The following is a 22,299-nucleotide window of genomic DNA, read 5'->3' on the forward strand; positions in this document are numbered from 1 at the left end:
GCGAGACACGAAAGAGACGGTCGTGTGTTGCAATGCGACTGACCATGGAACATGCAACGACCTCCGTTTCCACCGCCCGCCGCGGCCTTCCGCGGCTGTGCTTCATGAGCTACCGGCAGATCCGCGAGTTCGCGCTGCCCGTGGTGGCGGAGTTCGTCGGCCGGGCCGACATCGAGGTGGTCGACGGCACCTTCGGCGATGCGCTCGCCACCGCGCGCGACCGCATCGAGCGCGGGCTCGTCGATGCCTTCGTGAGCGCCGGCTCGAATGCGAGCATCCTGCGCGCGGGGCTCGAGGCGCCGGTCGCGACGATTCAGCTCGGCGGCTTCGACCTGATGCAGGCGCTCATCAAGGCGCGGCGCATCTCGAGCCGCGTCGGCGTGGTGATGTACGGCCAGACCATCCCCGAACTCGACGAGGTGAAGGACCTGCTGAACATCGAGGTCAGCCAGTACGCCTACCAGACCCCCGACGATGCGCGCCAGCGCTTCGAGATGTTGCGGCGCGCCGGCTTCGACGTGATCGTGGGTTCGAGCCTCGTGGTCGAGCTTGCCGAGCAGGCCGGGCTGCACGGCCTGCTGGCCTATTCGCTCGCGAGCATCCGCAACGGCTTTGAGGATGCGCTCGAGCTCGCGCGCGTGGCGCGGCTCGAGGCCGGGCGCTACGAGCAGCTGAACGGCGTGCTGCACAACCTGCAGGAAGCCGTGCTCGCGGTGGATCGCGACAACCGCATCATCGCGGCCAACCCGCCGATGCAGCAGCTGCTCGGGCGCGGTTCGGCGCGGCTCCTGGGCCGCTCGCTCGACGCTGCGCAGCCCGAGCTCTCGTTGCAGGCCACGCTCGAAACCGGCCTCGAGGAGCGCGCGCTGGTGCAGCGCTTCGCGCAGCGCGACTGGGTCGTCAACCGCACGCCGATCCGCGAACATGGCGAGATCGTCGGTGCGGCGCTCACGCTGTACGACGCGCGCGCGATCCAGCAGGCCGACACCAGCCTGCGCATGCAGCACGGCCGGCGCCAGAGCGCGGCGCGCCACCGCTTCGACAGCCTGATCGGGCAGAGCCCTGCGTTCCTGCGCGCGGTGCGGACCGCGCAGCGCTTCGCGGGCAACGACCTCACGGTGCTGATCGCGGGCGAGAGCGGCGCCGGCAAGGAGCTGTTCGCGCAGGCGATCCACAACGGCAGCGCGCGGGCGGGGCGGCCGTTCGTCGCGATCAACTGCGCGGCCTTTCCCGAGGCGTTGCTCGAGAGCGAGCTGTTCGGCTACGAGGAGGGCGCCTTCACGGGCTCGCGCCGCGGCGGCAAGCGCGGGCTGTTCGAGACCGCGCACACGGGCACGCTGTTCCTCGACGAGATCGGCGATATGCCGCTGCACCTGCAGACGCGGCTGCTGCGCGTGCTGCAGGAGCGCGAGATCACGCGCCTGGGCGCCACCGCGCCGATTCCGGTCGACGTGCGCGTGATCGCCGCCACCCACCAGCCGCTGGACCAGATGATCCGCGACCGCAGCTTCCGGCAAGACCTGTACTACCGCATAAACACGCTGCGGCTCGCGCTGCCGGCGCTGCGCGAACGCCCCGAAGACGTGTCGCTGCTGGCCGAAGCGCTGCTCGGCGGCTGCCTGCGGCGCCTAGGCGTGGCCTTCGATGCGCGGCGCGCGCTCGCGCCGCTGCGGGCGCGGCTCGAAGCCCACCCCTGGCCCGGCAACGTGCGCGAGCTGGAGAACCTCTGCGAGCGCCTCGCGGTCTTCCTCTCGCAGTTCGAGCGCCTCGAGGTGGTGCGCTGGGACGAGCTGCCGCAAGAATGCCCCGAGATCTTCGCGGCCGACCCGCTGCCCGCGGCAGCAGCCGGGGCCGCGGACGTCTCGCCACGGGCACGGCTTGCCGAGGTGATGGCCGCGCACGGCGGCCATCGGCGCAATGCCGCACGCGAACTCGGCGTGAGCCGCTCCACGCTGTGGCGCTGGCTGCGCGAAGGCAGCGCGTAGGACGCACCCGCGCCACGAGGCCCAGTTAAGCTCGCGCCCCATGAAGCGCAACAGCAGCAGCCACAGCACGCCCCGATCCTCCGGCACCAAGGCGCCCGCGCCGCCGCCGCCCGCGGTGTCCGATGTGCCCGTCTCGGCGGTGCTCGCGCGCATCGAGACGCTGTGGTCCTCGCTCGGCCCGGTGGGCCAGCGCATCGCCGACTTCATCGTGAAGAACCCCCGCGAGGTCGTCCACATGTCGGTGAGCGAGGTGGCCGAGCGCACCGGCTCGAGCGAAGGCAGCATCGTGGGCCTGTGCAAGAACCTCGGCGCCACGGGCTTCCAGCAGATCAAGATCGCGCTCGCGCAGGAGATCGTGCGGCCGGTGCAGTTCATCCACGAAGACCTCGACCCGCAGGACAAGGCCGATGCGGTGATCCGCAAGATCTTCCAGAGCAACGTGCAGACGCTGCACGACACGGAGGCCACGCTCGACGCCCGGGCGATGGAGCGCGCCGTCAGGCTGATGCGCGAGGCTGAGCGCATCGAGATCTACGGCATCGGCAGTTCGGCCACCATCGCGGAGGATGCGCACTACCGCATGCTGCGCATCGGGCTCAACGCGAAGGTGGTGGTCGATTCGCACGTGCAGGCCATCAGCGCCTCGCTCACCGGACCCAAGGTGGCGGTGCTGACCATCTCGCATTCGGGCAGCACGCACGAGACGGTCACGGCCACGCGGCTCGCGAAGGAGGCGGGCGCCGGCACCGTGTGCATAACCAACTTCGGCAAGTCGCCGATCCAGGCCTTTGCCGACGTACTGCTCTTCACCATGGCGCGCGAGACCAGCTTTCGCACCGAGGCCATGACCAGCCGGCTTGCGCAGCTGGCGATCATCGACGTGCTGATCGCCTGCCTTGCGCTCTCGGACTACGACACCTCGGTGCGCACGCTGCGCCAGACCTTCGACGTGCTCTCGCTCAAGCGGTACTGAGGCGCGCCGGCTTCGGACGCCAGCAAACCCGCCACATTGGCCGCCACCGCCCCGGGCGCATGGCCCACCAGCAGGCAGCGCATGCCGAGCCGTTCGGCGCCCGCGGCATCGGTCAGCGGGTTGTCACCGACGACCACGGTGCGCTGCGGCTCCGCACCGAGGCGGCGCAGGCCTTCCTCGAACAGCAGCGGCGCGGGCTTGCCGATCACGCGCCAGGGCTGCACGCCGCTGGCCGCGACCACGGCCGCGAGCAGCGCGCCGGTCTCGGGCACCACGCGCCCCTGCGGACCGGGGTGCGTGGCATCGGCATTGGTCGCGACCAGCCTCGCGCCGCGCAGCAGTTCGTTGGCGACGGTGGCGAGCCTTGCATGGCTGAAGTGCATGTCGAGCGCGAGCAGTACGAAGTCGGCGTCGGTGCGCACCAGCGTGCAGCCCTCGGCCTGTGCGAAGCGCTGGAGCGCCGGGCTCGCGACCAGCAGCACGCGCGCGCCGGGGTGCTGCTGCACCATCTGCCGCACCGCAAGTTCGCCGGCCAGCACGATGCGCGCGGCCGGCACGCGCAGCCCCAGCCGGCGCAGCCGCTCGGCAAGGCCCTGGGCCGTGTGGGTGGAATTGTTCGAGACGATGGCGTAGCGGTCGTGGAAATGTGCGAGCAGCTCGGCCGCGCCCGCGATCGCTTCGTTCTGCCGCACCAGCGTGCCGTCGAGGTCGACCAGCAGGTGGCGGGCCTGCGCGAGCCAGCCGTCCGGCGGGGCGTTGCTGCCGTGGTCGTTGTCGTTTTCGCTGCTGCGATGCGCTGTCGTCGGGGGTTGGATGCTCATGGATCTCCGGTGATGCCGCCGGGTGGCGCGGCCATGGCGCCGGATTGTATTGAACATTGCTCAGTCAATATGCCAATTTAAAATGAGCTATTTTCATTTGCCTGTCATCTTCGGTTTTTAAGCTCAACGGCATCCAAGCGGGAAAGCCCGCTTTTGCCCACAGATCCGAACCCGAGGAAACCAATCATGAAAAAGCGCCTGGCCTTCGCCGCTGCCGCCGCACTCTCGCTGTCCGCAGCGCTCTTGTCGCTCCCGTCGCACGCACAAACGGTGGCCGACGGCTCGCGCGAGCGTCCGCTTCGCGTGCTGCTGATCCCCGCCGATGGCGGCACGGAGTCGGGCACCAAGGCCGACTATGCGCCGGTGTTCAACGCCATCACGCGCACCACCGGCCTGAACTTCGACCTGAAGGTCGGGCAGTCGTACGGCGCGGTGGTCGAGGGCATGTGCAACCAGCTTGCCGACATCGCCTTCTTCGGCCCCGTGTCGTACGTGCAGGCCCACAAGCGCGGCTGCGCACAGCTGCTGGCCGTGGGCGTGGAGAAGGGCGCCTCGGTGTACTACGCAGGCATGTTCGCCAAGGCCGCCGCGCCGATCGCCTCGGTCCAGGACCTGAAGGGCAAGCGCGTGGCCTTCGGCGACGTCAACTCGGCCTCGAGCTTCACGTTCCAGGTCGCGATGCTGCTGGACGCGGGCATGGACCCGGCGAAGGACCTCGGGGCCATCCGCATGACCGGCAGCCATGCCAGCAGCCTGGCCGCGCTGGTGCAGGACCAGGTCGACGTGGCCTCGCTCTCGTTCGACTCGTACGAGAAGGCCGTGAAGCAGGGCGTGGTCGATCCGAAGACGGTGAAGGTCATCGCCCGCAGCATGCCCATTCCGTACCCGCCGCTGGCGCTCAACTCGAAGCTGCCCGAGCCGCTGAAGGCGAAGCTGAAAGAGGCCTTCCAGACGGTGAACAAGGCGCCCGGCATCACCCCCGACATGATCCGCGGCTATGGCGGCAGCAAGATCGATGGCTACGACACCAAGTTCTCGGAAGACGAGTTCAACGTGGCAGCCGAGAAGCTCGGCCTGCTGACCGACGAGCTCAAGGGCCGCATCCTGGCCAAGGCCGCGCAGCGCTGAGCCCGCACGCCATGCTGAGTTTCGATTCGGTCGCGATGCGCTACGCCGACGGCACGCGCGCCGTCGATGGCGTCTCGCTGCAGGTGCCTGCGGGGCAGTTCTGCGTGGTGCTGGGCGCCTCGGGCGCGGGCAAGTCCACGTTGCTGCGCATGGCCAACGGGCTGGTCAAGCCCACGCAGGGCGCGGTGCGGGTCGAGGGCGTTGCCATCGCCGCCGCTTCGCTGGCCCGCATCCGGCCGCGCATCGGCATGATCCACCAGCAATTCAACCTCGTGCTGCGTTCGACCGTCGCCGAGAACGTGCTGTCGGGCGCGCTGCCCGCACTGCCGACCTGGCGCGCGCTGCTCGGCCTTTTCTCCGAGGCGCAACGTGCCAAGGCCTGCGCGCTGGTCGAATCGGTCGGCCTGCAGGAGCAGCATCTTCTGCGCCGCGTGAGCGAACTGTCGGGCGGCCAGCAACAGCGCGTGGGCATCGCGCGCGCCTTCATGCTGGACCCGCCGCTGGTGCTGGCCGACGAGCCGGTCGCGAGCCTCGACCCGCAGACCAGCCACGACGTGCTGTCGCTGCTGCGGCAGCAGGCGCGCGAGCGCGGCACCACGGTGCTGTGCAGCCTGCACCAGATCGAGCTGGCCTGCGAATTCGCCGACCGCATCGTCGCGCTGCGCCACGGCGCGGTGGTGTTCGACGGCGCGCCCGCGGGATTCGACCCGATGGTGTTCGATGCGGTCTACGGGCGCGAGCCGGCGCCGTTGCGGGCGGCACCCGAAGCTCGACCGCCGCTGCATACCGGTGCGTTGGAGCTCGCGCCATGAGTCGGCCCGCATCGGCCTGGGAACTTCCGCGCCCGTTCGGCGCCCGCAGCCTTGCCGTGCTGCTCATCGTGGTGGTGGCGGGCTTCTTCGCGGGCCAGCGCGTCGAGATGGGCCGCATGCTGTCGCTCTCAGGCGAAGCCGTGCTCGCGGCCGTGGGCTTGCGCGACCAGTCGCAGGTGCTGTCGGGCCTAGGCACCATCGCACGCTCGCTCTTTCCGCCGCAGGTGTCCGAACGCACCGAGGTCTCGCGCATCGAGGGCTTCGATGCGGATCGCCTGCCCTGGTTCTCCCACGTCGAGACCGAGACCTCGCGCCAGCCGAAGCTCAATCCCCAGACGCTGCAGATGGAAGAAGCGGTCGACCGGCGCGAGGTGCTGGTGGAGCCCTTCGGCTACCTCTGGCATGTGGCGGTGAAGATGCTCGAGACCTTCGAGATCGCCATCTGGGCCACGCTGCTGGCCATGGTGCTGAGCGCGCCGCTCGCCTGGTGCAGCGCGAAGAACTACACGCCGAACGCCGTTGTGTACACGCTCGCGCGCAGCGTGGTCGGCATGTTCCGCGCGGTGCCCGAACTGGTGAGCGCGCTGTTCCTGGTGATCGCCTACGGCTTCGGCCCGATCGCCGGCGTGCTGGCGCTTGCGCTGCACTCGGCGGGCTTTCTCGGCAAGTTCTACGCCGAAGACATCGAGACCGCCGACGACAGGCCGCAGGAAGCCCTTCGCGCCATCGGCGCCAACAAGCTCAAGGTGATGCGCTTCGCGGTGCTGCCGCAGGTGATGCCGCAGTTCATCGCCTACACGCTGTACATCCTCGACCGCAATGTGCGCATGGCCACCGTGGTGGGCCTGGTGGGCGCGGGCGGCATCGGCCAGGAGCTCAAGGGCCGCTACGACATGTACAACTACGCGCACGTCGGAACGATCCTGATCGCGATCTTCCTGACGGTGCTCTTGCTCGACAGGGTCGCAGCCAGGCTGCGCAGCCGCTATGCCTGAGCCCTGACGAACGCCCGCCCGGGCCACCCGACTCCCTTTGCTTTTCTCCGCCGCGGCGCAGGCCCTTCAAGGCCTGCGCGGCCCGGCTTCGCCCTGCATTTGCTTTTCACGCCCCTTCGACCACAGAAAAGGACAGCTTCATGACCCCACGTTCCTCCCGGTATGGCCTCGCTGCGGCGGGCTTTCTCCTGTGCCTGAGCCTTGCCGCCTGCGGCGGTGGTGGTGGCGGCGGCGGCGGTGGACTGCCGTTCCTGCCGCCCGGGCAGACGCCACCGCCCACCGACCAGCCGAACCCGCCCGAGACGCCGGCCGCGCCCGTTCTCAAGTGCGCGCCCTGAGCGCCACGCTTGCCTTGCAACTTCCCTGCGTTGAAAGAACACCCATGAACACCTCCAACCGCCGCGATTTCTTCCGCAAGTCGGCAACCGCCATCGGCGCCGCCTCGGCCATGACGATGCTGCCGCCGGCCATCCGCAAGGCGCTCGCGATCGAGGCCGCCGTCGAGACCGGCACCATCAACGACGTCAAGCACATCGTGATCCTGATGCAGGAGAACCGCAGCTTCGACCACTACTTCGGCACGCTGCGCGGTGTGCGCGGCTTCGGCGACCGCTTTCCGATCCCGCTGGCCAACGGCAAGCCGGTGTTCTTCCAGGCCGACCCCGCGGGCGGCCCGGAGATCCAGCCGTTCCGCCGCGACTCGCGCATCGCCAACGCGCTGATCGGCTCGGGCACGCCGCACAACTTTCCCGACCAGCAGGCCGCGTGGAACCAGGGAAAGATGGACACCTGGATCCAGTTCAAGAACCAGGCGACGATGGGCTACTTCGTGCGCGAAGACATTCCGTTCCAGTTCGCGCTGGCCGATGCCTTCACGATCTGCGACGGCTACCACTGCTCGATCCTCACGGGCACCGACCCGAACCGCATCGTGTTCATGTCGGGCTCGAACTTCAACCCCGAGCTGCGCAAGAAGGGCATCAATTGCACCGACACCGACTCCGAACCTGTCAACTCGCGCTGCTGGCCGAAGCCTGCCAACTGGGTCGCGGGCCGTGCGCAGCAGGCCGACGGCTCGGGCCAGATCGATCCGGCCACCGGTGTGCACAACTACAAGTACGTCAACAGCGCGTTCAAGTGGGACACGCTGCCCGACCTGCTGCAGCGCGCGGGCATCAGCTGGCACATCTACCAGAACATGAACAACAACTGGACCGGCGCCATGCACGGCGGCCTGGCCTTCGAAAGCTTCCGCACCGCGCAGCCGGGTTCGCCGATCTATGAGCATGGCCTGACGGGCGGCCCCAATACGGCGGACGGCGCGACCAACTTCCTCGCCCAACTCAAGCAGGACGTGATGAACGACACGCTGCCGCAGGTCTCGTGGGTGCTGCCGACGCAGGCGCTGGCCGAGCATCCGGGCAGCAGCGAAGGCGTGGCGGGTGCCGCCGACTTCATCGCCGACGTGCTGGCCGCGCTCACCTCCAACCCGGCGGTCTGGAGCAAGACGGCGCTGTTCGTGACCTTCGACGAGAACGACGGCTTCTTCGACCACCTGGCCATGCCCGCAGTGCCGTCGTACGACGCCAGCGGCAACCTGATGGGCAAGTCGACCGTGCCGCTCGACGGCGAGTACTTCGACGCCTCGGTGGGCAGCTACCTGAGCGCCGCAGACACCACCAGCGGCAAGATCCGCCCCTGGGGCCTGAGCTCGCGCGTGCCGATGTACGTGATCTCGCCGTGGAGCAAGGGCGGCTGGGTCAATTCGGAGGTGTTCGACCACACTTCGGTCGGCCGCTTCCTGGAGAAGCGCTTCGGCATCACGGTGGACGCGATCAGCCCGTGGCACCGCGCCGTCTGCGGCGACCTGACTTCGTGCTTCGACTTCGTGAGCCCTAACGATCCGGTCATGCCCGCGCTGCCCGACACCAGCAACTTTCCGGCTGTCAACGCGGCGCAGCGACTGTTGCCGACGGCGCCCGTACGGACCGCGCCCGCCACCCCGCAGCCGCTCTACCAGGAGACCGGCACCCGCTTCTCGCGCGCGCTGCCGTACGAGCTGCACACCAGCGCGCGCATCGAGCCGCGCGGCCTGGTGTCGCTGGTGTTCGCCAACACCGGCACGCAGGGCGCGGTGTTCCACGTCTACGACAAGCTGCACCTGGACCGCATTCCGCGCCGCTACACGGTCGAGGCCGGCAAGCAGCTGGCCGACCACTGGAACACCGGCGCCAGCGACAGCGGCAAGTACGACCTCTGGGTCTGCAGCAGCAACGGCTTCGTGCGCAGCTTCTCGGGCGATGCGCTCGCCACCGACACCGCGGCCTTCAAGCCCGAGGTGCAGGTCTGCTACGAGCCCGCGAACGGCCAGGTCTACGTGAAGGTGCACAACACCGGCAAGGCGGGTGGCACCGTGACGGTGACGGCCAACGCCTACCGCACTGACGGCCCCTGGACGCTCGACGTGGCCGCGGGCCAGACCGGCGTGCTGCACTGGAACCTCGACGGCAGCGGCCACTGGTACGACTTCACGGTGACCGCCGAACACTTCGAGCGCCGCTTCGCGGGCCGCGTCGAAACGGGCAAGCCCGGCGTGAGCGATCCCGCCATGGCGATGCACCTGGAGGGGTAAACAGATGACGCACCCCATTCACTTTCATCGCCACGCGCGTGCCGCGGCCGTGTTCGGTCTGGCCGTCGCGCTCGGTGCGGCCTGCAGCATGGCGTCGGCCCAGCCGGTCGCCTGGGATCCGGCCAAGAAGAACCTCGGCATCGGCGAGAACGCCGGCACCACCGGCGTCACCGGCAGCAACAACCAGGCCATCGGCGGCAATGCCGGCAACAATGTCTCGACCCAGTGGAACCTGGGCATCGGCGAGGCCGCCGGCACCAACGTGAGCGGCGGCAACGCCAACACGGCCATCGGCTTCAATGCGGGCCAGAACGTGGTGGGCGGATGGAACCAGTCCATCGGCCGCAGCGCGGGCCAGAACGTGACCGGCAACTACAACAACGCCACGGGCTTCTGGGCCGGCACCAACGTGACCGGGTCGCACAACAGCGCCTACGGCACCAATGCGGGCCGCACCGTCACCGGCAGCAACAACCAGGCCTTCGGCCAGGGCGCGGGCAACAACGTGGGCACCAACTGGAACCTGGCGATTGGCGAGGGCGCGGGCTCCAACGTGTCGGGCAAGAACGCCAACCAGGCGATCGGCTACTACGCGGGCACCAACGTGGTTGGCGGGTGGAACCAGTCGATGGGCCGCAGTGCGGGCCAGAACGTGACCGGCGACTACAACAACGCGACCGGCTTCTGGGCCGGCACCGACGTGACCGGCAGCGGCAACGAGGCCTACGGCAGCAACGCGGGGCGCAACGTGGTCGGCAACGGCAACCAGGCCTACGGCGCCGATGCGGGGCGCGGCGTGAACGGCAGCAACAACATCGCCACGGGCCAGGGTGCGGGCGCCGGCGTGAGCGGCACGGGCAACCAGGCGTCGGGGCAGATGGCCGGTGCGCAGGTTGCGGGCAACTACAACGTCGGCATCGGGCAGGCTGCGGGCGGTGGCGTCGAGGGCCACCGCAACGTAGCGGTCGGCGACGCGGCGGGGCAGGGCGTGGTCGGCAACCACAACATCGCGCAAGGCAGCGGCGCGGGCCAGAGCGTCGTGGGCAGCGGCAACATCGCGATCGGCACCGATGCCGGCGTGTACGTCAACGCGAGCCAGGCGATCTCGCTGGGTACCGCCGCGCGCGCGAGCGCCGACGACGCCATGGCCATCGGCAGCAACGCAACGGCTTCGCACGCCGGCAGCGTGGCACTGGGCGCGGGCAGCGCGACCACCCGCGGCGCGCAGTCGAACTACGTGGCCGCCGGCCTGGCGGCGCCGCAGTCGTCGGCGGGCGAAGTGGCGCTCGGCAACCGCCAGCTCACCGGCGTGGCGCCCGGCAGCGAACCGACCGACGCAACCAACGTGGGGCAGGTGCAGGGCATGGTGCAGGACGGCGTGGCCTCGGCCAACACCTACACCGACACCGTCGCCGCGCAGGGCCTGCCTTTCGGCAAGGCCTACACCGACCTCACGGCCGCATGGCTGCAGAACCGGATCGACGACAACGCGCGGCGTGCCTATGCAGGCATCGCGGGCGTCGCGGCGATGGAAGCTGCGCCGATCGTGCCCGGCAAGATCAGCTACGCGGTGGGGCTCGGCAACTTCCGCAGCGAGAGCGCCATGGGCGGATCGCTGCGCCGCACCTCGCAGGACGGGCGCTACAGCGTCACGCTCGGCGTGGGCGCGACCAGTTCGGGCGTGGTGAGCCGGGTGGCGTTCACCGGCGTCTTCGACTGAGGCGGTGCCGGATCATTTGCCCGCGAGCACGAAGCGCTTGCGGATGCCGCCCGCGGCCGAAGGCGCGACCCACAGGTCGAACTCGCCGGGCTCGACCACCGGCTTCATGTCGCGACCCATGAAGGCCAGGTCGGCGGCCGCGAGCCTGAACTCGACCGCCTTCGACTCACCCGCCGCGAGACGCACCTTGCGGAAGGCCTTGAGCTCGCGCACCGGGCGCGTCACGCTGGCCGCGCGCTTGGCGATGTAGAGCTGCACCACTTCCTCGGTCTCGCGCCGGCCGGTGTTGGTGACCGTGGCCCGCACGTCGAGCGCGCCGCCGGGCGCCAGGCGCTCGCTGCCGAGCGCCACGCCGTCGTAGCGCACCGGCGCATAGCCCATGCCCCAGCCGAAGGGAAAGAGCGCCCGGTTGGTGGTGTCGAGGTAGCGCGTGCGAAAGGCCATCTGCGCATCGTTGTCGGGCGGCGGCCGGCCGGTGCGCTTGTGGGCGTAGTAGAACGGCACCTGCCCGGCGGTCTGCGGAAAGCTCACGGGCAGCCGGCCCGAGGGGTTGAAGTCGCCGAACACCACGTCGGCGATCGCATGGCCGGTCTGCACGCCGAGGAACCACGTCACCAGGATCGCGCGCGCATTGCGTACCGCGCCCCTGAGCGCCATCGCGCGGCCGTTGCTCAGCAGCACGACCACCGGCTTGCCGGCGGCGGCCACGGCCTCGGCCAGGTCCTGCTGCGCCTGCGGCAGGCCGATGTCGGTGCGCGAGCGCGACTCGCCCGACATGCGCTCGCTCTCGCCCACGGCCAGCACCACCACGTCGGCGGCGCGCGCGGCGGCAACCGCGGCTTCGATGCCGCCCGCGAGCGCGGTGTCGACGTTCGAGCCGCGCACCACCGTGAGCGAGGCCGGATCGCCGAGCGCGGCCCGCAGGCCGTCGTCGATGCCCACGGGCGCCGCCTGGCCCGGGAACAGGCTCCAGGCGCCGAGCAGGTCCTGCGTGCCCGAGGCAAAGGGCCCGACCAGCGCGATCTTCTGGCCAGCCTTCTGCAGCGGCAGCAGCTCGCCTTCGTTCTTGAGCAGCACCACCGAGCGGCGCGCACTCTCGCGCGCGAGTGCTAGCGTGGCCGGATCCGACGGGCGCTCGGCGGCGGGCGGGCCTTCGAGCCCGCGGAACGGATGCTCGAACAGGCCGAGCTTCTGCTTGACGCGCAGCACGCGCCGCACCGCATCGTCGAGCCGCGCCATCGGCACCTCGCCCGAGGCGACGAGGCCCGGCAGTTCGCGCATGTACAGGCCGCTCTGCATGCTGACGTCGGTGCCGGCGAGAAAGGCCTGCTTCGCGGCCTCGCGGCCGTTGGCGGCGTAGCCGTGCGCGATCAGTTCCTCGTCGGCCGTGTAGTCCGACACCACGAAGCCCTGGAACTGCCATTCGCGGTGCAGCACGCCGGTGAGAAGGGCGGGGTTGGCAATCGACGGAATGCCCGAGATCTCGTTGAAGGCGCTCATCATCGACAGCGCCCCGGCATCCACCGCGGCCTTGAACGGCGGCAGGTAGACCTCGCGCAGCGTGCGCTCGGAGATGTCGGTGGTGTTGTAGTCGAGCCCGCCCTCGGCCGCGCCATAGGCCGCGAAGTGCTTGGGCGTGGCCAGCAGCGCGTCGCCGCGCGAGAGGTCGGGTCCCTGAAAGCCGCGCACGCGCGCGGCCGCGAACAGGCTGCCAAGGTACGGGTCTTCGCCGATGCCTTCGATGCCGCGGCCCCAGCGCGCATCGCGCGCGATGTCGAGCATCGGTGCAAAGGTCCAGCGGAAGCCGTCGGCGCTGGCCTCGACCGCCGCCGCGCGCGCCGTGCGCTCGGCCAGATCGGGCTCCCAGCTGGCGGTCTCGGCCAGCGGCATCGGGAAGATGGTGCGAAAGCCGTGGATCACGTCGGCGCCGTACAGGAGCGGAATGCCGAGCCGCGACTCGCGTACGGCCGCCTGCTGCAGCCGCAGCTTGCGCGCGAGCCCTTCGTTGTTGAACAGCCCCGTGACGCGGCCCGCGCGCACGTCGTCGATCTCGCGCTGCGCATTGCGCTGGTTCGCGGCCGGGTTGCCCGGGATGTTGGTGTCGGCCGGGCCGTAGAGGCTCAGCTGGCCGACCTTTTCCTCCACCGTCATGCGCGCGATCAGCGCTTCGGTGCGCGCATCGGCCTGGGCCTCGGGCGGCGGCGGCGCGCCCGTGGTGCAAGCGGTGAGAAGAAGGGAGGAGGAGAGGAGGAGGGCGTGGAGGCAGATGCGCATTGCCCCCATTTTTAAACGATTGCAAAGCAGGACCCGAACCGCCGGACGCTACGAAGTGTTTCTCCCTCCCCCTCCGGGGAAGGGTTGGGGTGGGGGCAGGCAGCGTGCGCGAAGTGGCGCTGCGTCTCAATCCACCCGGTTCACCAGCCCCCGTCCCTCGACCCAGCGCCCCAGGTTGTCGAGGAACATCGCCGCCACGCGCGCCTCGTTGCCGTCCGAATGGCCCGCCGTGTGCGGCGTGACGATCACGTTGGGCAGTGCCCACAGCGGCGACGCGGGCGGCAGCGGCTCTTCGGCGAACACGTCCAGGAAGGCGCCGCCCAGCGCGCCGCTCGCGAGTGCCTCGATCAGCGCGGGCTCGTCGACCACCTCGCCGCGCGCCACGTTCACCACGCAGGCGCCGCGCGGCAGCAGCGCGAGCGCCCGTGCATCGACGAGCCCGCGCGTGCGCTCGCTCAGCGGGCAGGCCAGCACCAGCCAGTCGGCACGGGGCAGCACGGCATGCAGTTGCTCGTAGCGCACGCTTTGCTCGGCGAGCGCGCCTGCGGCCACGTCGCTGCCGCGCACCGCTACCACGCGCAGGCCCAACGCGGCGAGCAGCGTGCCCAGGCCGCGGCCGATGGGGCCCCAGCCGACCAGCACCGCGGTCTGGCCCGCCAAGTCGCGCGGCAGCGCGTCGCCGGCCACGAGCGGGGCCCACGCATGCTGGCGCTGCGCTTCCATCAGCTGCGGAAAGCGCCGCGCGAGCATCAGGAGGCCGGCCAGCGCGCTTTGCACCACCACGCCCGCATTGGCGCCCGACGAAGTCGTCACCTCGACACCGCGCGCGCGCAGCTCGCCGTACACCGGCCGGTCGGCGCCGGCGGAATGCGCATGCACCCAGCGCAGCGACAGTGCATTGCGCAGTGCATCGTGGAAGACCTGTGTGTGCGGCTGCAGCCGGTGCTTGGTCGACAAGCCGGTGACGTCACGCGAGACGAAAGCCACGTCGGCGTCCTCGCCCGGGACGACGATCGCGTGCGGCCGCCCGGCGAGCGCGGCCGCGAGCCCGGCGGCGGTCTGCGCCGCACCGCCGGGCGACATCAGGATGCGCAGCGGCGGCGTCACTCGGCCACGGCGCCCGACTCGCGCACGATCGTCTTCCACTTCTCGTACTCGCTGCGCGTGAACTTGCCGAACTGCTCGGGCGATCCGCCGATCGGGTCGGCGCCTTCGCGGATCATCTGCGCCTCGAGCGGCGGCAGCACCTCGTTGACCGACTTGTTGAGCAGCGCAACCACCGCCTGCGGCGTGCCCTTTGGCGCGAAGAAGCCGAACCACGAACCGGCCGAGAAGTCGGGAAAGCCCTTCTCGGCCACCGTGGGCACGTCGGGCAGCGAGCGCGAGCGCTTCGGGCTGCTGACCGCGAGCGCGCGCAGCTTACCGGCCTTGATGTGCGAGATCACCGAGGGGATGGTCGCGAACATGAACTGCACGCGCCCGCCGAGCAGGTCGTTGAGCGCGGTCGCGCCCTTGTAGGGCACGTGCAGCGTCTCGGCGCCCGCGCGCTTGCTGAGCATGAAGCTCGACAGGTGCGACGAGGTGCCGATGCCCGTCGAGCCGTAGTTGAGCTTGCCCGGGTTGGCCTTGGCGTAGGCAAGGAATTCCTCGAGCGTCTTCGCGGGAACGTCGGGATGGACCACGAGCACGTTCGGCACGTCGGCGATCTGCACCACGGGCACGAGGTCGGTGAGCGGGTCGTAGGGCATGTTCTTGTAGAGCGTCTGGTTCACCGCCATCGGGCCGACCGAATTGACGATGAGCGTGTAGCCGTCGGCCGGTGCACGCACCACGAACTCGGTGCCGATGTTGCCGCCCCCGCCGGGTTTGTTGTCGATGACGAAAGGCTGCTTGAGCTTCTCGCTCAGCTTCTGCGCCACGGCGCGCGCGAGGATGTCGGTGGTGCCACCGGCGGTGAAGGCCACGACCACGCGCACGGGCTTGTTCGGGTAGTCGCTTGCCTGCGCGGCGGCAGGGCGTGGGGCGTAAAGGCCGGCGGCCAGCAGCAGCGCGGCCAGGCCGGCAGTGGCTGCGCGGCGGCGGCGCGGGAGGGCGGGGGTGAGTGCGGTCATTGTCTTTGTCTCCGTTGTGTTTTCGTGTGGTTGCGTTTGGGGTGCGTCTTGTGTTCAGTCGCGAAAGCCCGGGTCCATGCGGTCGAGCTTGCGCAGCAGCGCGGGCCATTCCATGAGGCCGTAGGGCCGTCGCGTGCCGGGCTGGTAGTTGTTCCAGGTTTCTTCGAGCACGTGCTGCGGCACCGACCGCAGCGGCGTGTTGCACGACATCGCGCCGATCTGCGCTCGGCAGGCCAGCTCGAGCCGGTGCATCCAGTTGAAGGCTTCGCCGACGCTGCGGCCCACCACGAGCGCGCCGTGGTTGCGGAAGATCACGGCCTCGCGGTCGCCGAGGTCGGCGAGCAGCGACGCCTGCTCCGCCTTGTCGAGCACCACGCCCTGGTAGTCGTGGTAGCCGATCTTCAGGAAGCGCATCGCTGTCTGCGTGAGTGGCAAGAGGCCGCATTCGAGCGAGGACACGGCCATCGAGGCCCAGCTGTGCGTGTGGATCACGCAGGCCACCTCGGGCCGCGCGGCGTGCACTGCGCTGTGGATCACGTAGCCGGCCTTGTTGATGCCGTAGTCGAGCGCGCCGAAGTCGGGCTTGGCGAGGATCTCGCCGTTCGCATCGACCTTGATGAGGCTCGAGGCGGTGATCTCCTCGTACATCATCCCGTACGGATTGATGAGGAAGGCGCCCGGCTCGCCGGGCACGTGCGACGAGATGTGGTTGGCCATCATGTCGGACATGCCGTAGAGATCGACCAGCCGGTAGCAGGCCGCGAGGTCGATGCGGGCCTGCCATTCGGCTTCGGAGCAGCGGCCTTTCATGGAAGGGATCTGGAGCACGCCGGGAGCGTTCATCGTGGGGTTCCTTGCGACGGGTTCATGAAAGAGAGAAAAAAGGAGGGCGGTCAGTCGGCGCCGAGCTGCAGGCGGTTCGGCAGCCGCTTCTCGATCGCGAACTTCAAAAGCGCCGCCGAGCGGAAGATGCCGTGCGCGAACTTGCCGTAGGGCAGCGTGAGGAACAGCGCCATCACCACGCCCAGATGCACCGCGAGCAGCAGCGCCATGAAGCCGGTGTCGCGCCAGGCGAGCAGCGCCAGGCCGGTGAGGCTGGTGAGCAGCAGCAGCGCGATGAAGCCGCGGTCCATCGGCCGCTGCGCCACGTCGCCATGCGCGGCGTCGCGCCGCAGGTTCATCCACAGCAGGCCGACCGGGCCGATCACCAGGCCGATGCCGCCCGCGGTGCCGAGCAGCACCGGCAGGCTCGTGAGCGCATAGGGTGCGGGCAGGCCGAGCAGGTAGTGGTAGAGCGTGGCCACGCTGGTGGAGGCGAAGCACAGCATGAAGCCGTAGAAGGTGAAATGGTGGAAGCGCCGGCGCCAGAGCGTGAAGCGGTCGTCCTCGTTGTTGCAGCCCTCGCCGTGGCCGCCGCCCAGGTACCTGAGGCGCAGCACGTCGTGTGCGGCCTCGGCCCCCGCGGCGGCGCGCACGCCCGCCACCGACGGCGCGTCGCGCACGTCGTTGGCGGGTGACACCTCGCGCCAGAAGCGCCGCGTGCCCATGGCCAGCGCAAACACCACGAACAGGAACACCGCGCCGAACAGGCCCGCCAGCAAGTTGTGCGGAAAGATCGCGTAGAAGTCGCCCGCGAGCGGTTCGTGCAGCAGCGAGCCCGACATGGCCACCGCCAGCACGAGGAACAGCGCCAGCCCGCCCGCGAGCGCCAGCGCCACCGTGAGGCCCGCGCGGCGGTAGAGCGCGCCCATGGCGGGCGGCCAGGCGTAGTCGTGGTAGGTCTGCAGGCGCACCTGCGCCATGGCCTGCGGCACGTTGACCGCAAATTCGTGCGGCGGCGCGTACTGGCAGGCATGCAGGCAGGCGCCGCAGTTGTGGCAGAGGTTGGCGAGGTAGTGCGTGTCGGCCTTGCCGAACTCGAGCCGTCGCGTCATGGCCGGGAACACGGCGCAGAACCCTTCGCAGTAGCGGCAGGCATTGCAGATCTGCAGGATGCGCGCGACCTCGGCCTCGCTCGCGGCCAGCGGCAGGGCGGGGCGGATCGGGATCACGCGCGGCGAGGCGCTGCCGATGCCGTCGGCATCTCCATCGGCATCCGCACGCGCACGCGCGACCAGGTCAGTGAGCTGCTGCAAGGCGGGCCTCCGGATTCTTGTTGGACAGTGCGGCTGCCGCTTTCGCCGCCTGCGTGCCGGCGATGCGGCCGAAGGCCGTGCCGATGCTCATGCCGACGCCGGCCGTGTAGCCCTGGCCGAGCACGTTGCCGGCCATCATCTCGCCGGCCACGAACAGGTTGGGGCTCGGCCGGCCGCCGAAGCGCACCGCCGCGGTCTCGTCGACCTTCAGGCCGAGGTAGGTGAACGTGATGCCGGGCCGCAGCGGGTAGGCATGGAACGGCGCGGTGTCGAGTGGGCGCGCCCAATGCGTCTTGGCGGGCGTGAGGCCTTCGGTGCGGCAGTCGTCGAGCGCGGTGTGGTCGAAGCGGCCGGGGCGGCAGGCGGCGTTGTAGTCCTGCACGGTGCGCACGAAGGCGGTTTCGTCCAGGCCGATCTTGCGCGCCAGTTCGCCGAGCGTGCCGGCCTGCGTGCCTTCGAACACCGGCGGCATGAAGCGGCCCACCGCCTTCTGGTCGATGACCGACCAGGCGATCTGGCCCGGCTGCTGCGCCACCAGGCGGCCCCAGATCGCATAGCGCTTGGGCCAGAAATCCTCGCCTTCGTCGTAGAAGCGCCGCGCCTCGCGGTTGACCACCACGCCGAGCGAGACGCAGTCGATGCGTGTGCAGATGCCGCCGTCGTAGAGCGGTGCGCGCGCATCGATCGCGACCATGTGGCCCTGCGACGGGTCACCGATGCTGTCGACGCCCGCATCGATCATGTGCCTGAGCAGCACGCCCTGGTTGAAGCGGGTGCCGCGGATCAGGAAGTTGTCGGCCGGCCATTCGCCAAGCGCGTTCTGGCCCCAGGCCTCGCGCAGCCATTCGCGGTTCGACTCGAAGCCGCCGGCCGCGAGCACGCAGCTCTTCGCCGCGATGCGTTCGCCGGCCTCGGTGCGCACCGCCACGAAGCGCTCGCCGTCGCGCTCGACCGAGGCCACGGGCGTGTCGTAGCGCACCTGCACGCCGAGCCGTTCGGCGCTGCGGTAGTAGGCGTTGACGAGCGCCTTGCCGCCGCCCATGAAGAAGGCATTGGTGCGCGCGACATGCAGTGCGCCCGACAGCGGCGGCTGGAAATGCACGCCGTGGCGGCGCATCCAGTCGCGGCAGTTCGACGAGGCGCGGATCACCAGCCGCGCGAGGTGCTCGTCGGTCAGGCCGCCGGTCACCTTCAGCAGGTCCTGCCAGTATTCCTCTTCGGGGTAGGCATCGACCAGCACGTCCTGCGGCGCATCGTGCATGCAGCGCAGGTTGCGCGTGTGCTGCGAATTGCCGCCGCGCCACGCCTTCGGCGAGGCTTCGAGCAGCAGCACCGAGGCGCCGGCCTCGCGCGCCATCAGCGCGGCGCAGAGCGCGGCATTGCCACCGCCTACCACCAGTACGTCGATCAATCGTGGGTCTCCTTGGAATGCGTGGACTCTAAGGAGAGCGGCCTTCACCCGAAAGGCCGCATCGGGCAACGGGTGTTCAGTTCTTGTGAAGGGTGGCGCCGGCCCAGTGCCCGGCGCGAACGAGGTCGCGCGCGGTTTCAGCCAGCACCACGCGCGCCGCCAGCGCCGCCGGCGACAGCTCGTCGTCGGACAGGCTCACCAGCAGGTTGTGGCGGCCCACGTGCGCATCGCTGATCTGCGTGCGCTGCAGGTCGCCCTGGTCGTGGCGCGCGGTGGCGGCACCGGGCTGGATGGTCGCGCCGTGGCCGGCGCGCACCGCGTCCATCAGCAGCGCCAGCCCGTCGACTTCGGCAACGATGTTCGGCGCGATGCGCGCACGTGCAAATGCCGCCATCAGCGTGGCGCGCAGGCCGTGGCTGCCGCTCGGCAGGATCAGCGGCAGACCGGCCAGTTGCGACAGCCGCACCTTCGCGCCGGTGGGGCGCTGCGCGAGATCGGACGCGGCGATCACGAAGAGCTTCTCTTCGAGCAGCGGCAGCACGCTCCAGCGCCGCGGCGTTTCGGTCTGGAACAGCACCGCCAGGTCGAGCTGGCGCGCATGCAGCATGGTCGTGAGGTGGCCCGAAAGCGCTTCCACCATGTGCAGCCGCACGTCGGGGTAGCGCTCGCGCATGGCGCGCATCAGCGGCACGCCGAGTACCGAAGCGGTGGTGGGGGCGAGGCCCACGCTCACGTGGCCCGAAAGGCGTGCCTGCTGCGCGGCGCGCACCGCATCGTCGGCATGCCGCAGCGTGAGCTGGGCCTGCTGCAGAAAGGCCAGGCCGGCGTCGGTCGGCACCACGCCGGTCGAGCTGCGCTGCAGCAGGCGGGTGGACAACTCGCTTTCGAGCCGGCTGATCTGCTGGCTCAGCGCGGAGGTGACCACGCCGAGCTCGACCGCGGCCCGGCCCATGCTGCGGAGTTCGCAGACCTTGACGAAATAGCGCAGTTGCCTCAGTTCCATGCGCGCATCATCGCGCAGGCGCGGCTAGCGCCTGAACAGGCCTACTGTTTGTAGCTGTCGTCGGTCCGGTCGAGCTTGCGGATCAGCGAGGGCCAGACGAATTGCCCGCCGATGCCGCCGGTCTGCACCTTCATGGCATGGCCCACGCCTTCGACGATGCGCGGGTTCACCTGCGTGAGCTCGCCGCCGCCGGCCTGCGCCGCGATCTGGATCTGGCAGGTGTTCTCGAAGGTGTACATCGACAGGAACGCGTCGGCGATGGTCTTGCCGCAGGTGAGCAGGCCGTGGTTGCGCAGCACGAGGAAATTGGCGTGGCCGAGGTCGGCCTGCAGGCGCGGCTTCTCGTCGTCGCGGAAGGCCACGCCCTCGTAGTCGTGGTAGGCGAGCGAGGCCAGCACGAAGGTCGATTGCTGGCTGATCGGCAGCACGCCGTTCTTCTGCGCGCTCACGGCGATGCCGGCGCGCGTGTGCGTGTGCAGCACGCACTGGATGTCCTCGCGCGCGGCATGCACCGCGCTGTGGATCACGAAGCCCGCCGGGTTCACGGGGTAGGGCGAATCGATGACCTTGTTGCACTGCTGGTCGACCTTGACCAGGCTCGACGCCGTGATCTCGTCGAACATGAGACCGTAGGGATTGATGAGGAAGTGGTGCTCGGGGCCGGGAACGCGTGCGCTGATGTGCGTGAACACGAGGTCGCTCCAGCCGTGCAGCGCCACGAGGCGGTAGCAGGCGGCGAGGTCGACGCGCAGCTGCCATTCCTCGGGGGAGACTTGCTGCTGGACTTGGGAGGGGGTAGTGGCATTCATGGGGGGTCTTGTTGGAGGTTGTTGAAATCGGGCTGCCGTTCTGCGTGCCTCAAACAGCCGCCGGTTCCTTCAGCGCCGATTTGTAGATGCTCTGCTTCGGCTGCGCCATCAGGCGTCGCAGCATGGGCTCGAACTCGCCGATGGGCAGCGTCTCGGCCTTGGGGTCGAATGCGGGGTTGTCGTAGAGCGCGCAGAACTCGGCCGTGCGTTCGTAGTGCGGATGGTCCTTGAAGCCGTCGCGCATGTCGCGGTCGAGCCCGATGTGGTGGAAGAAGTAGTGGCCCTGGAAGATGCCGTGGTGCTGCACCATCCAGAGGTTGGCTTCGCTCACGAAGGGCTTGAGGATCGCCGCGGCGATGTCGGGATGGTTGAAGCTGCCGAGCGTGTCGCCGATGTCGTGCAGCAGCGCGCAGACCACGTACTCCTCGTCGCGGCCGTCGCGTAAAGCGCGGGTCGCGGTCTGCAGCGAGTGGGTGTAGCGGTCGACCGGAAAGCCGCCGTAGTCGCCTTCGAGGATCTGCAGGTGGCGGACGATGCGCGCGGGCAGGTCGCCCGCGAACTGCCTGAACTCGCCGCCGATCCGTTGCCAGTCTTCGGCGGTGCTGTCCTGCATGCTCGTGAATGTTGCGCGTTCGCCCATGGTGTGGTCTCCATCGTGTCGTGAGGTGGCGGCCACTGTAGACCCGCACTTGACCATCAACTGTCAAGAATTTGACAATGCAAGGCCCTGGTAAACCCCCGCCCCCGAGGCTTTAGTCCGCGCTCACATGCCCGCATCCAAGCCGCGCCTTTCCGCCGCGCACCGCGCCGCGGTGGAGCGCAACCCGTGGTTCATGAGCCTGCCGCGCGGCCAGCGCGAGACGCTGCTCGCGGCAGGGGAACTCATCCACGTGCGACGCGGCGCGATGGTGTTCCGCCAGGGCGATCCGGTCCATGCCGCGGGCGGCGGCTTCTACGGGTTGCTGGCCGGCACGATCAAGATCTCGTCGCTGCGGCGCGACGGCCGTGAGGCGATCCTGGCCGTGCTCGAGCCCGGCAACTGGTTCGGCGAGATCACGCTGATCGACGGCTCGCCGCGCACGCACGATGCCACCGCCCTCGACGCGCTCGACCTGCTGGTGGTGCCGCCGGATGCCTTTGCCGAGCAGACGCGCGACGTGGTGTTCGCCGCCGCGATGGCGGCGCTGCTCGCCGCGCGCGTGCGCATGCTCTACGGCCTGACCGAGGATGCGACGCTGCGCAGCCTGCGCGCGCGCGTGGCGCACCGGCTGCTGGTGCTGGCGCGCGGCGATGCCACGCAGTCGGTGCAGCTGCGGCGCGAACTGAGGCTGTCGCAGGAGGCGCTGGCGATGATGCTCGGCGTGACGCGCCAGACGCTCTCGAAAGAGCTCAATGCGCTGGCCGCGACCGGTGCGATCGTGCTCGGTTACGGGCGGATCGCGCTCGCGTCGCCCGGGGCGCTGCAGGCGTTGGTGAACGCTGGATAGGCC

At 69.7% G+C, this 22,299-nt stretch carries 19 protein-coding genes; 9 read left to right on the forward strand and 10 right to left on the reverse strand.

Translation table 11 applies throughout. The features are described 5' to 3' along the window. Window positions 1-44: 44 nt before the first annotated feature. Window positions 45-1,985 carry a propionate catabolism operon regulatory protein PrpR gene (gene prpR, locus AC3A6R_RS10190; protein ID WP_487864390.1) on the forward strand — a complete coding sequence of 647 codons (1,941 nt, stop codon included), beginning with the start codon at window positions 45-47 and terminating at the stop codon, window positions 1,983-1,985. A 40-nt stretch (window positions 1,986-2,025) separates the two neighbouring features. After that, the gene (locus tag AC3A6R_RS10195) at window positions 2,026-2,958 is read left to right on the forward strand and encodes a MurR/RpiR family transcriptional regulator (RefSeq protein ID WP_487861510.1); all 933 of its coding nucleotides are present in this window, start codon (window positions 2,026-2,028) and stop codon (window positions 2,956-2,958) included. Here the strand turns inward: AC3A6R_RS10195 and AC3A6R_RS10200 are convergent. Beyond that, complete coding sequence (locus AC3A6R_RS10200; RefSeq protein ID WP_487861509.1) at window positions 2,895-3,779, reverse strand: HAD-IIA family hydrolase; 885 nt, start codon at window positions 3,777-3,779, stop codon at window positions 2,895-2,897. The genes AC3A6R_RS10195 and AC3A6R_RS10200 overlap by 64 nt on opposite strands. Before the next feature lie 186 nt (window positions 3,780-3,965). Here AC3A6R_RS10200 and AC3A6R_RS10205 point away from each other — a divergent pair, with 186 nt between their 5' ends. The 6 genes from AC3A6R_RS10205 (at window position 3,966) to AC3A6R_RS10230 (ending at window position 11,066) form a co-directional block, all read left to right on the forward strand. After that, entirely contained in the window at window positions 3,966-4,907 is a 942-nt protein-coding gene (locus AC3A6R_RS10205) for a phosphate/phosphite/phosphonate ABC transporter substrate-binding protein (protein WP_487861508.1), read from the forward strand. An 11-nt stretch (window positions 4,908-4,918) separates the two neighbouring features. Continuing rightward, window positions 4,919-5,719: a phosphonate ABC transporter ATP-binding protein gene (phnC, locus tag AC3A6R_RS10210; protein WP_487861507.1), complete on the forward strand. Its 801-nt coding sequence runs from the start codon at window positions 4,919-4,921 to the stop codon at window positions 5,717-5,719. Then, entirely contained in the window at window positions 5,716-6,714 is a 999-nt protein-coding gene (phnE, locus tag AC3A6R_RS10215; RefSeq protein WP_487864391.1) for a phosphonate ABC transporter, permease protein PhnE, read from the forward strand. Before phnC ends, phnE begins: the two co-directional genes overlap by 4 nt. 140 nt (window positions 6,715-6,854) lie before the next feature. Continuing rightward, complete coding sequence (locus tag AC3A6R_RS10220; protein ID WP_487861505.1) at window positions 6,855-7,052, forward strand: hypothetical protein; 198 nt, start codon at window positions 6,855-6,857, stop codon at window positions 7,050-7,052. A 44-nt stretch (window positions 7,053-7,096) separates the two neighbouring features. Continuing rightward, a complete protein-coding gene (locus AC3A6R_RS10225) occupies window positions 7,097-9,346 on the forward strand; it encodes a phosphocholine-specific phospholipase C (protein WP_487861504.1) in 2,250 nt (749 codons plus the stop codon). A gap of 4 nt (window positions 9,347-9,350) precedes the next feature. After that, window positions 9,351-11,066, forward strand: coding sequence for a YadA family autotransporter adhesin (locus AC3A6R_RS10230; protein ID WP_487861503.1), 1,716 nt, complete (start codon window positions 9,351-9,353; stop codon window positions 11,064-11,066). 12 nt (window positions 11,067-11,078) lie between these two features. Here the strand turns inward: AC3A6R_RS10230 and AC3A6R_RS10235 are convergent, their stop codons facing one another. The 9 genes from AC3A6R_RS10235 to AC3A6R_RS10275 form a co-directional block, all read right to left on the reverse strand. Further along, window positions 11,079-13,340, reverse strand: a complete 2,262-nt coding sequence (locus AC3A6R_RS10235) for a glycoside hydrolase family 3 N-terminal domain-containing protein (RefSeq protein WP_487864392.1) — start codon at window positions 13,338-13,340, stop codon at window positions 11,079-11,081. 126 nt (window positions 13,341-13,466) lie between these two features. After that, window positions 13,467-14,423 (reverse strand): D-2-hydroxyacid dehydrogenase, encoded by a 957-nt coding sequence (locus tag AC3A6R_RS10240; RefSeq protein ID WP_487864419.1) that lies wholly within the window; start codon window positions 14,421-14,423, stop codon window positions 13,467-13,469. A 20-nt stretch (window positions 14,424-14,443) separates the two neighbouring features. Then, window positions 14,444-15,451 carry a Bug family tripartite tricarboxylate transporter substrate binding protein gene (locus AC3A6R_RS10245; RefSeq protein ID WP_487861501.1) on the reverse strand — a complete coding sequence of 336 codons (1,008 nt, stop codon included), beginning with the start codon at window positions 15,449-15,451 and terminating at the stop codon, window positions 14,444-14,446. 54 nt (window positions 15,452-15,505) lie between these two features. After that, window positions 15,506-16,294 (reverse strand): class II aldolase/adducin family protein, encoded by a 789-nt coding sequence (locus AC3A6R_RS10250; RefSeq protein ID WP_487861500.1) that lies wholly within the window; start codon window positions 16,292-16,294, stop codon window positions 15,506-15,508. 50 nt (window positions 16,295-16,344) lie between these two features. Next, a complete protein-coding gene (gene tcuB, locus AC3A6R_RS10255) occupies window positions 16,345-17,586 on the reverse strand; it encodes a tricarballylate utilization 4Fe-4S protein TcuB (RefSeq protein WP_487861499.1) in 1,242 nt (413 codons plus the stop codon). Beyond that, on the reverse strand, window positions 17,570-18,997 hold the full coding sequence (tcuA, locus tag AC3A6R_RS10260; protein ID WP_487864393.1) for an FAD-dependent tricarballylate dehydrogenase TcuA: 1,428 nt from the start codon (window positions 18,995-18,997) through the stop codon (window positions 17,570-17,572). The genes tcuB and tcuA overlap by 17 nt, the downstream gene beginning before the upstream one ends. 76 nt (window positions 18,998-19,073) lie before the next feature. Next, window positions 19,074-20,000: a LysR family transcriptional regulator gene (locus AC3A6R_RS10265; RefSeq protein ID WP_487861497.1), complete on the reverse strand. Its 927-nt coding sequence runs from the start codon at window positions 19,998-20,000 to the stop codon at window positions 19,074-19,076. A 41-nt stretch (window positions 20,001-20,041) separates the two neighbouring features. Then, window positions 20,042-20,809: a class II aldolase/adducin family protein gene (locus AC3A6R_RS10270; RefSeq protein ID WP_487861496.1), complete on the reverse strand. Its 768-nt coding sequence runs from the start codon at window positions 20,807-20,809 to the stop codon at window positions 20,042-20,044. 49 nt (window positions 20,810-20,858) lie between these two features. Beyond that, a complete protein-coding gene (locus AC3A6R_RS10275; protein ID WP_487864394.1) occupies window positions 20,859-21,449 on the reverse strand; it encodes an HD domain-containing protein in 591 nt (196 codons plus the stop codon). 127 nt (window positions 21,450-21,576) lie between these two features. Here AC3A6R_RS10275 and AC3A6R_RS10280 point away from each other — a divergent pair, with 127 nt between their 5' ends. Further along, window positions 21,577-22,296 (forward strand): Crp/Fnr family transcriptional regulator, encoded by a 720-nt coding sequence (locus AC3A6R_RS10280; protein WP_487861494.1) that lies wholly within the window; start codon window positions 21,577-21,579, stop codon window positions 22,294-22,296. Window positions 22,297-22,299 lie beyond the last annotated feature (3 nt).

This window comes from Variovorax sp. Soil_C_19 (genome assembly GCF_057657255.1).

Bases quoted from the DNA above. Each gene is read 5' to 3' on its own strand.
- phnC (WP_487861507.1), top strand. From the start codon at position 4,919: ATGCTGAGTTTCGATTCGGTCGCGATGCGCTACGCCGACGGCACGCGC.
- AC3A6R_RS10235 (WP_487864392.1), bottom strand. From the start codon at position 13,340: ATGCGCATCTGCCTCCACGCCCTCCTCCTCTCCTCCTCCCTTCTTCTC.
- prpR (WP_487864390.1), top strand. From the start codon at position 45: ATGGAACATGCAACGACCTCCGTTTCCACCGCCCGCCGCGGCCTTCCG.
- AC3A6R_RS10280 (WP_487861494.1), top strand. From the start codon at position 21,577: ATGCCCGCATCCAAGCCGCGCCTTTCCGCCGCGCACCGCGCCGCGGTG.
- AC3A6R_RS10225 (WP_487861504.1), top strand. From the start codon at position 7,097: ATGAACACCTCCAACCGCCGCGATTTCTTCCGCAAGTCGGCAACCGCC.
- AC3A6R_RS10240 (WP_487864419.1), bottom strand. From the start codon at position 14,423: ATGTCGCCCGGCGGTGCGGCGCAGACCGCCGCCGGGCTCGCGGCCGCG.
- AC3A6R_RS10245 (WP_487861501.1), bottom strand. From the start codon at position 15,451: ATGACCGCACTCACCCCCGCCCTCCCGCGCCGCCGCCGCGCAGCCACT.
- AC3A6R_RS10265 (WP_487861497.1), bottom strand. From the start codon at position 20,000: ATGGAACTGAGGCAACTGCGCTATTTCGTCAAGGTCTGCGAACTCCGC.
- AC3A6R_RS10220 (WP_487861505.1), top strand. From the start codon at position 6,855: ATGACCCCACGTTCCTCCCGGTATGGCCTCGCTGCGGCGGGCTTTCTC.
- AC3A6R_RS10250 (WP_487861500.1), bottom strand. From the start codon at position 16,294: ATGAACGCTCCCGGCGTGCTCCAGATCCCTTCCATGAAAGGCCGCTGC.
- AC3A6R_RS10275 (WP_487864394.1), bottom strand. From the start codon at position 21,449: ATGGGCGAACGCGCAACATTCACGAGCATGCAGGACAGCACCGCCGAA.
- phnE (WP_487864391.1), top strand. From the start codon at position 5,716: ATGAGTCGGCCCGCATCGGCCTGGGAACTTCCGCGCCCGTTCGGCGCC.
- AC3A6R_RS10200 (WP_487861509.1), bottom strand. From the start codon at position 3,779: ATGAGCATCCAACCCCCGACGACAGCGCATCGCAGCAGCGAAAACGAC.
- AC3A6R_RS10205 (WP_487861508.1), top strand. From the start codon at position 3,966: ATGAAAAAGCGCCTGGCCTTCGCCGCTGCCGCCGCACTCTCGCTGTCC.
- AC3A6R_RS10195 (WP_487861510.1), top strand. From the start codon at position 2,026: ATGAAGCGCAACAGCAGCAGCCACAGCACGCCCCGATCCTCCGGCACC.
- AC3A6R_RS10270 (WP_487861496.1), bottom strand. From the start codon at position 20,809: ATGAATGCCACTACCCCCTCCCAAGTCCAGCAGCAAGTCTCCCCCGAG.
- AC3A6R_RS10230 (WP_487861503.1), top strand. From the start codon at position 9,351: ATGACGCACCCCATTCACTTTCATCGCCACGCGCGTGCCGCGGCCGTG.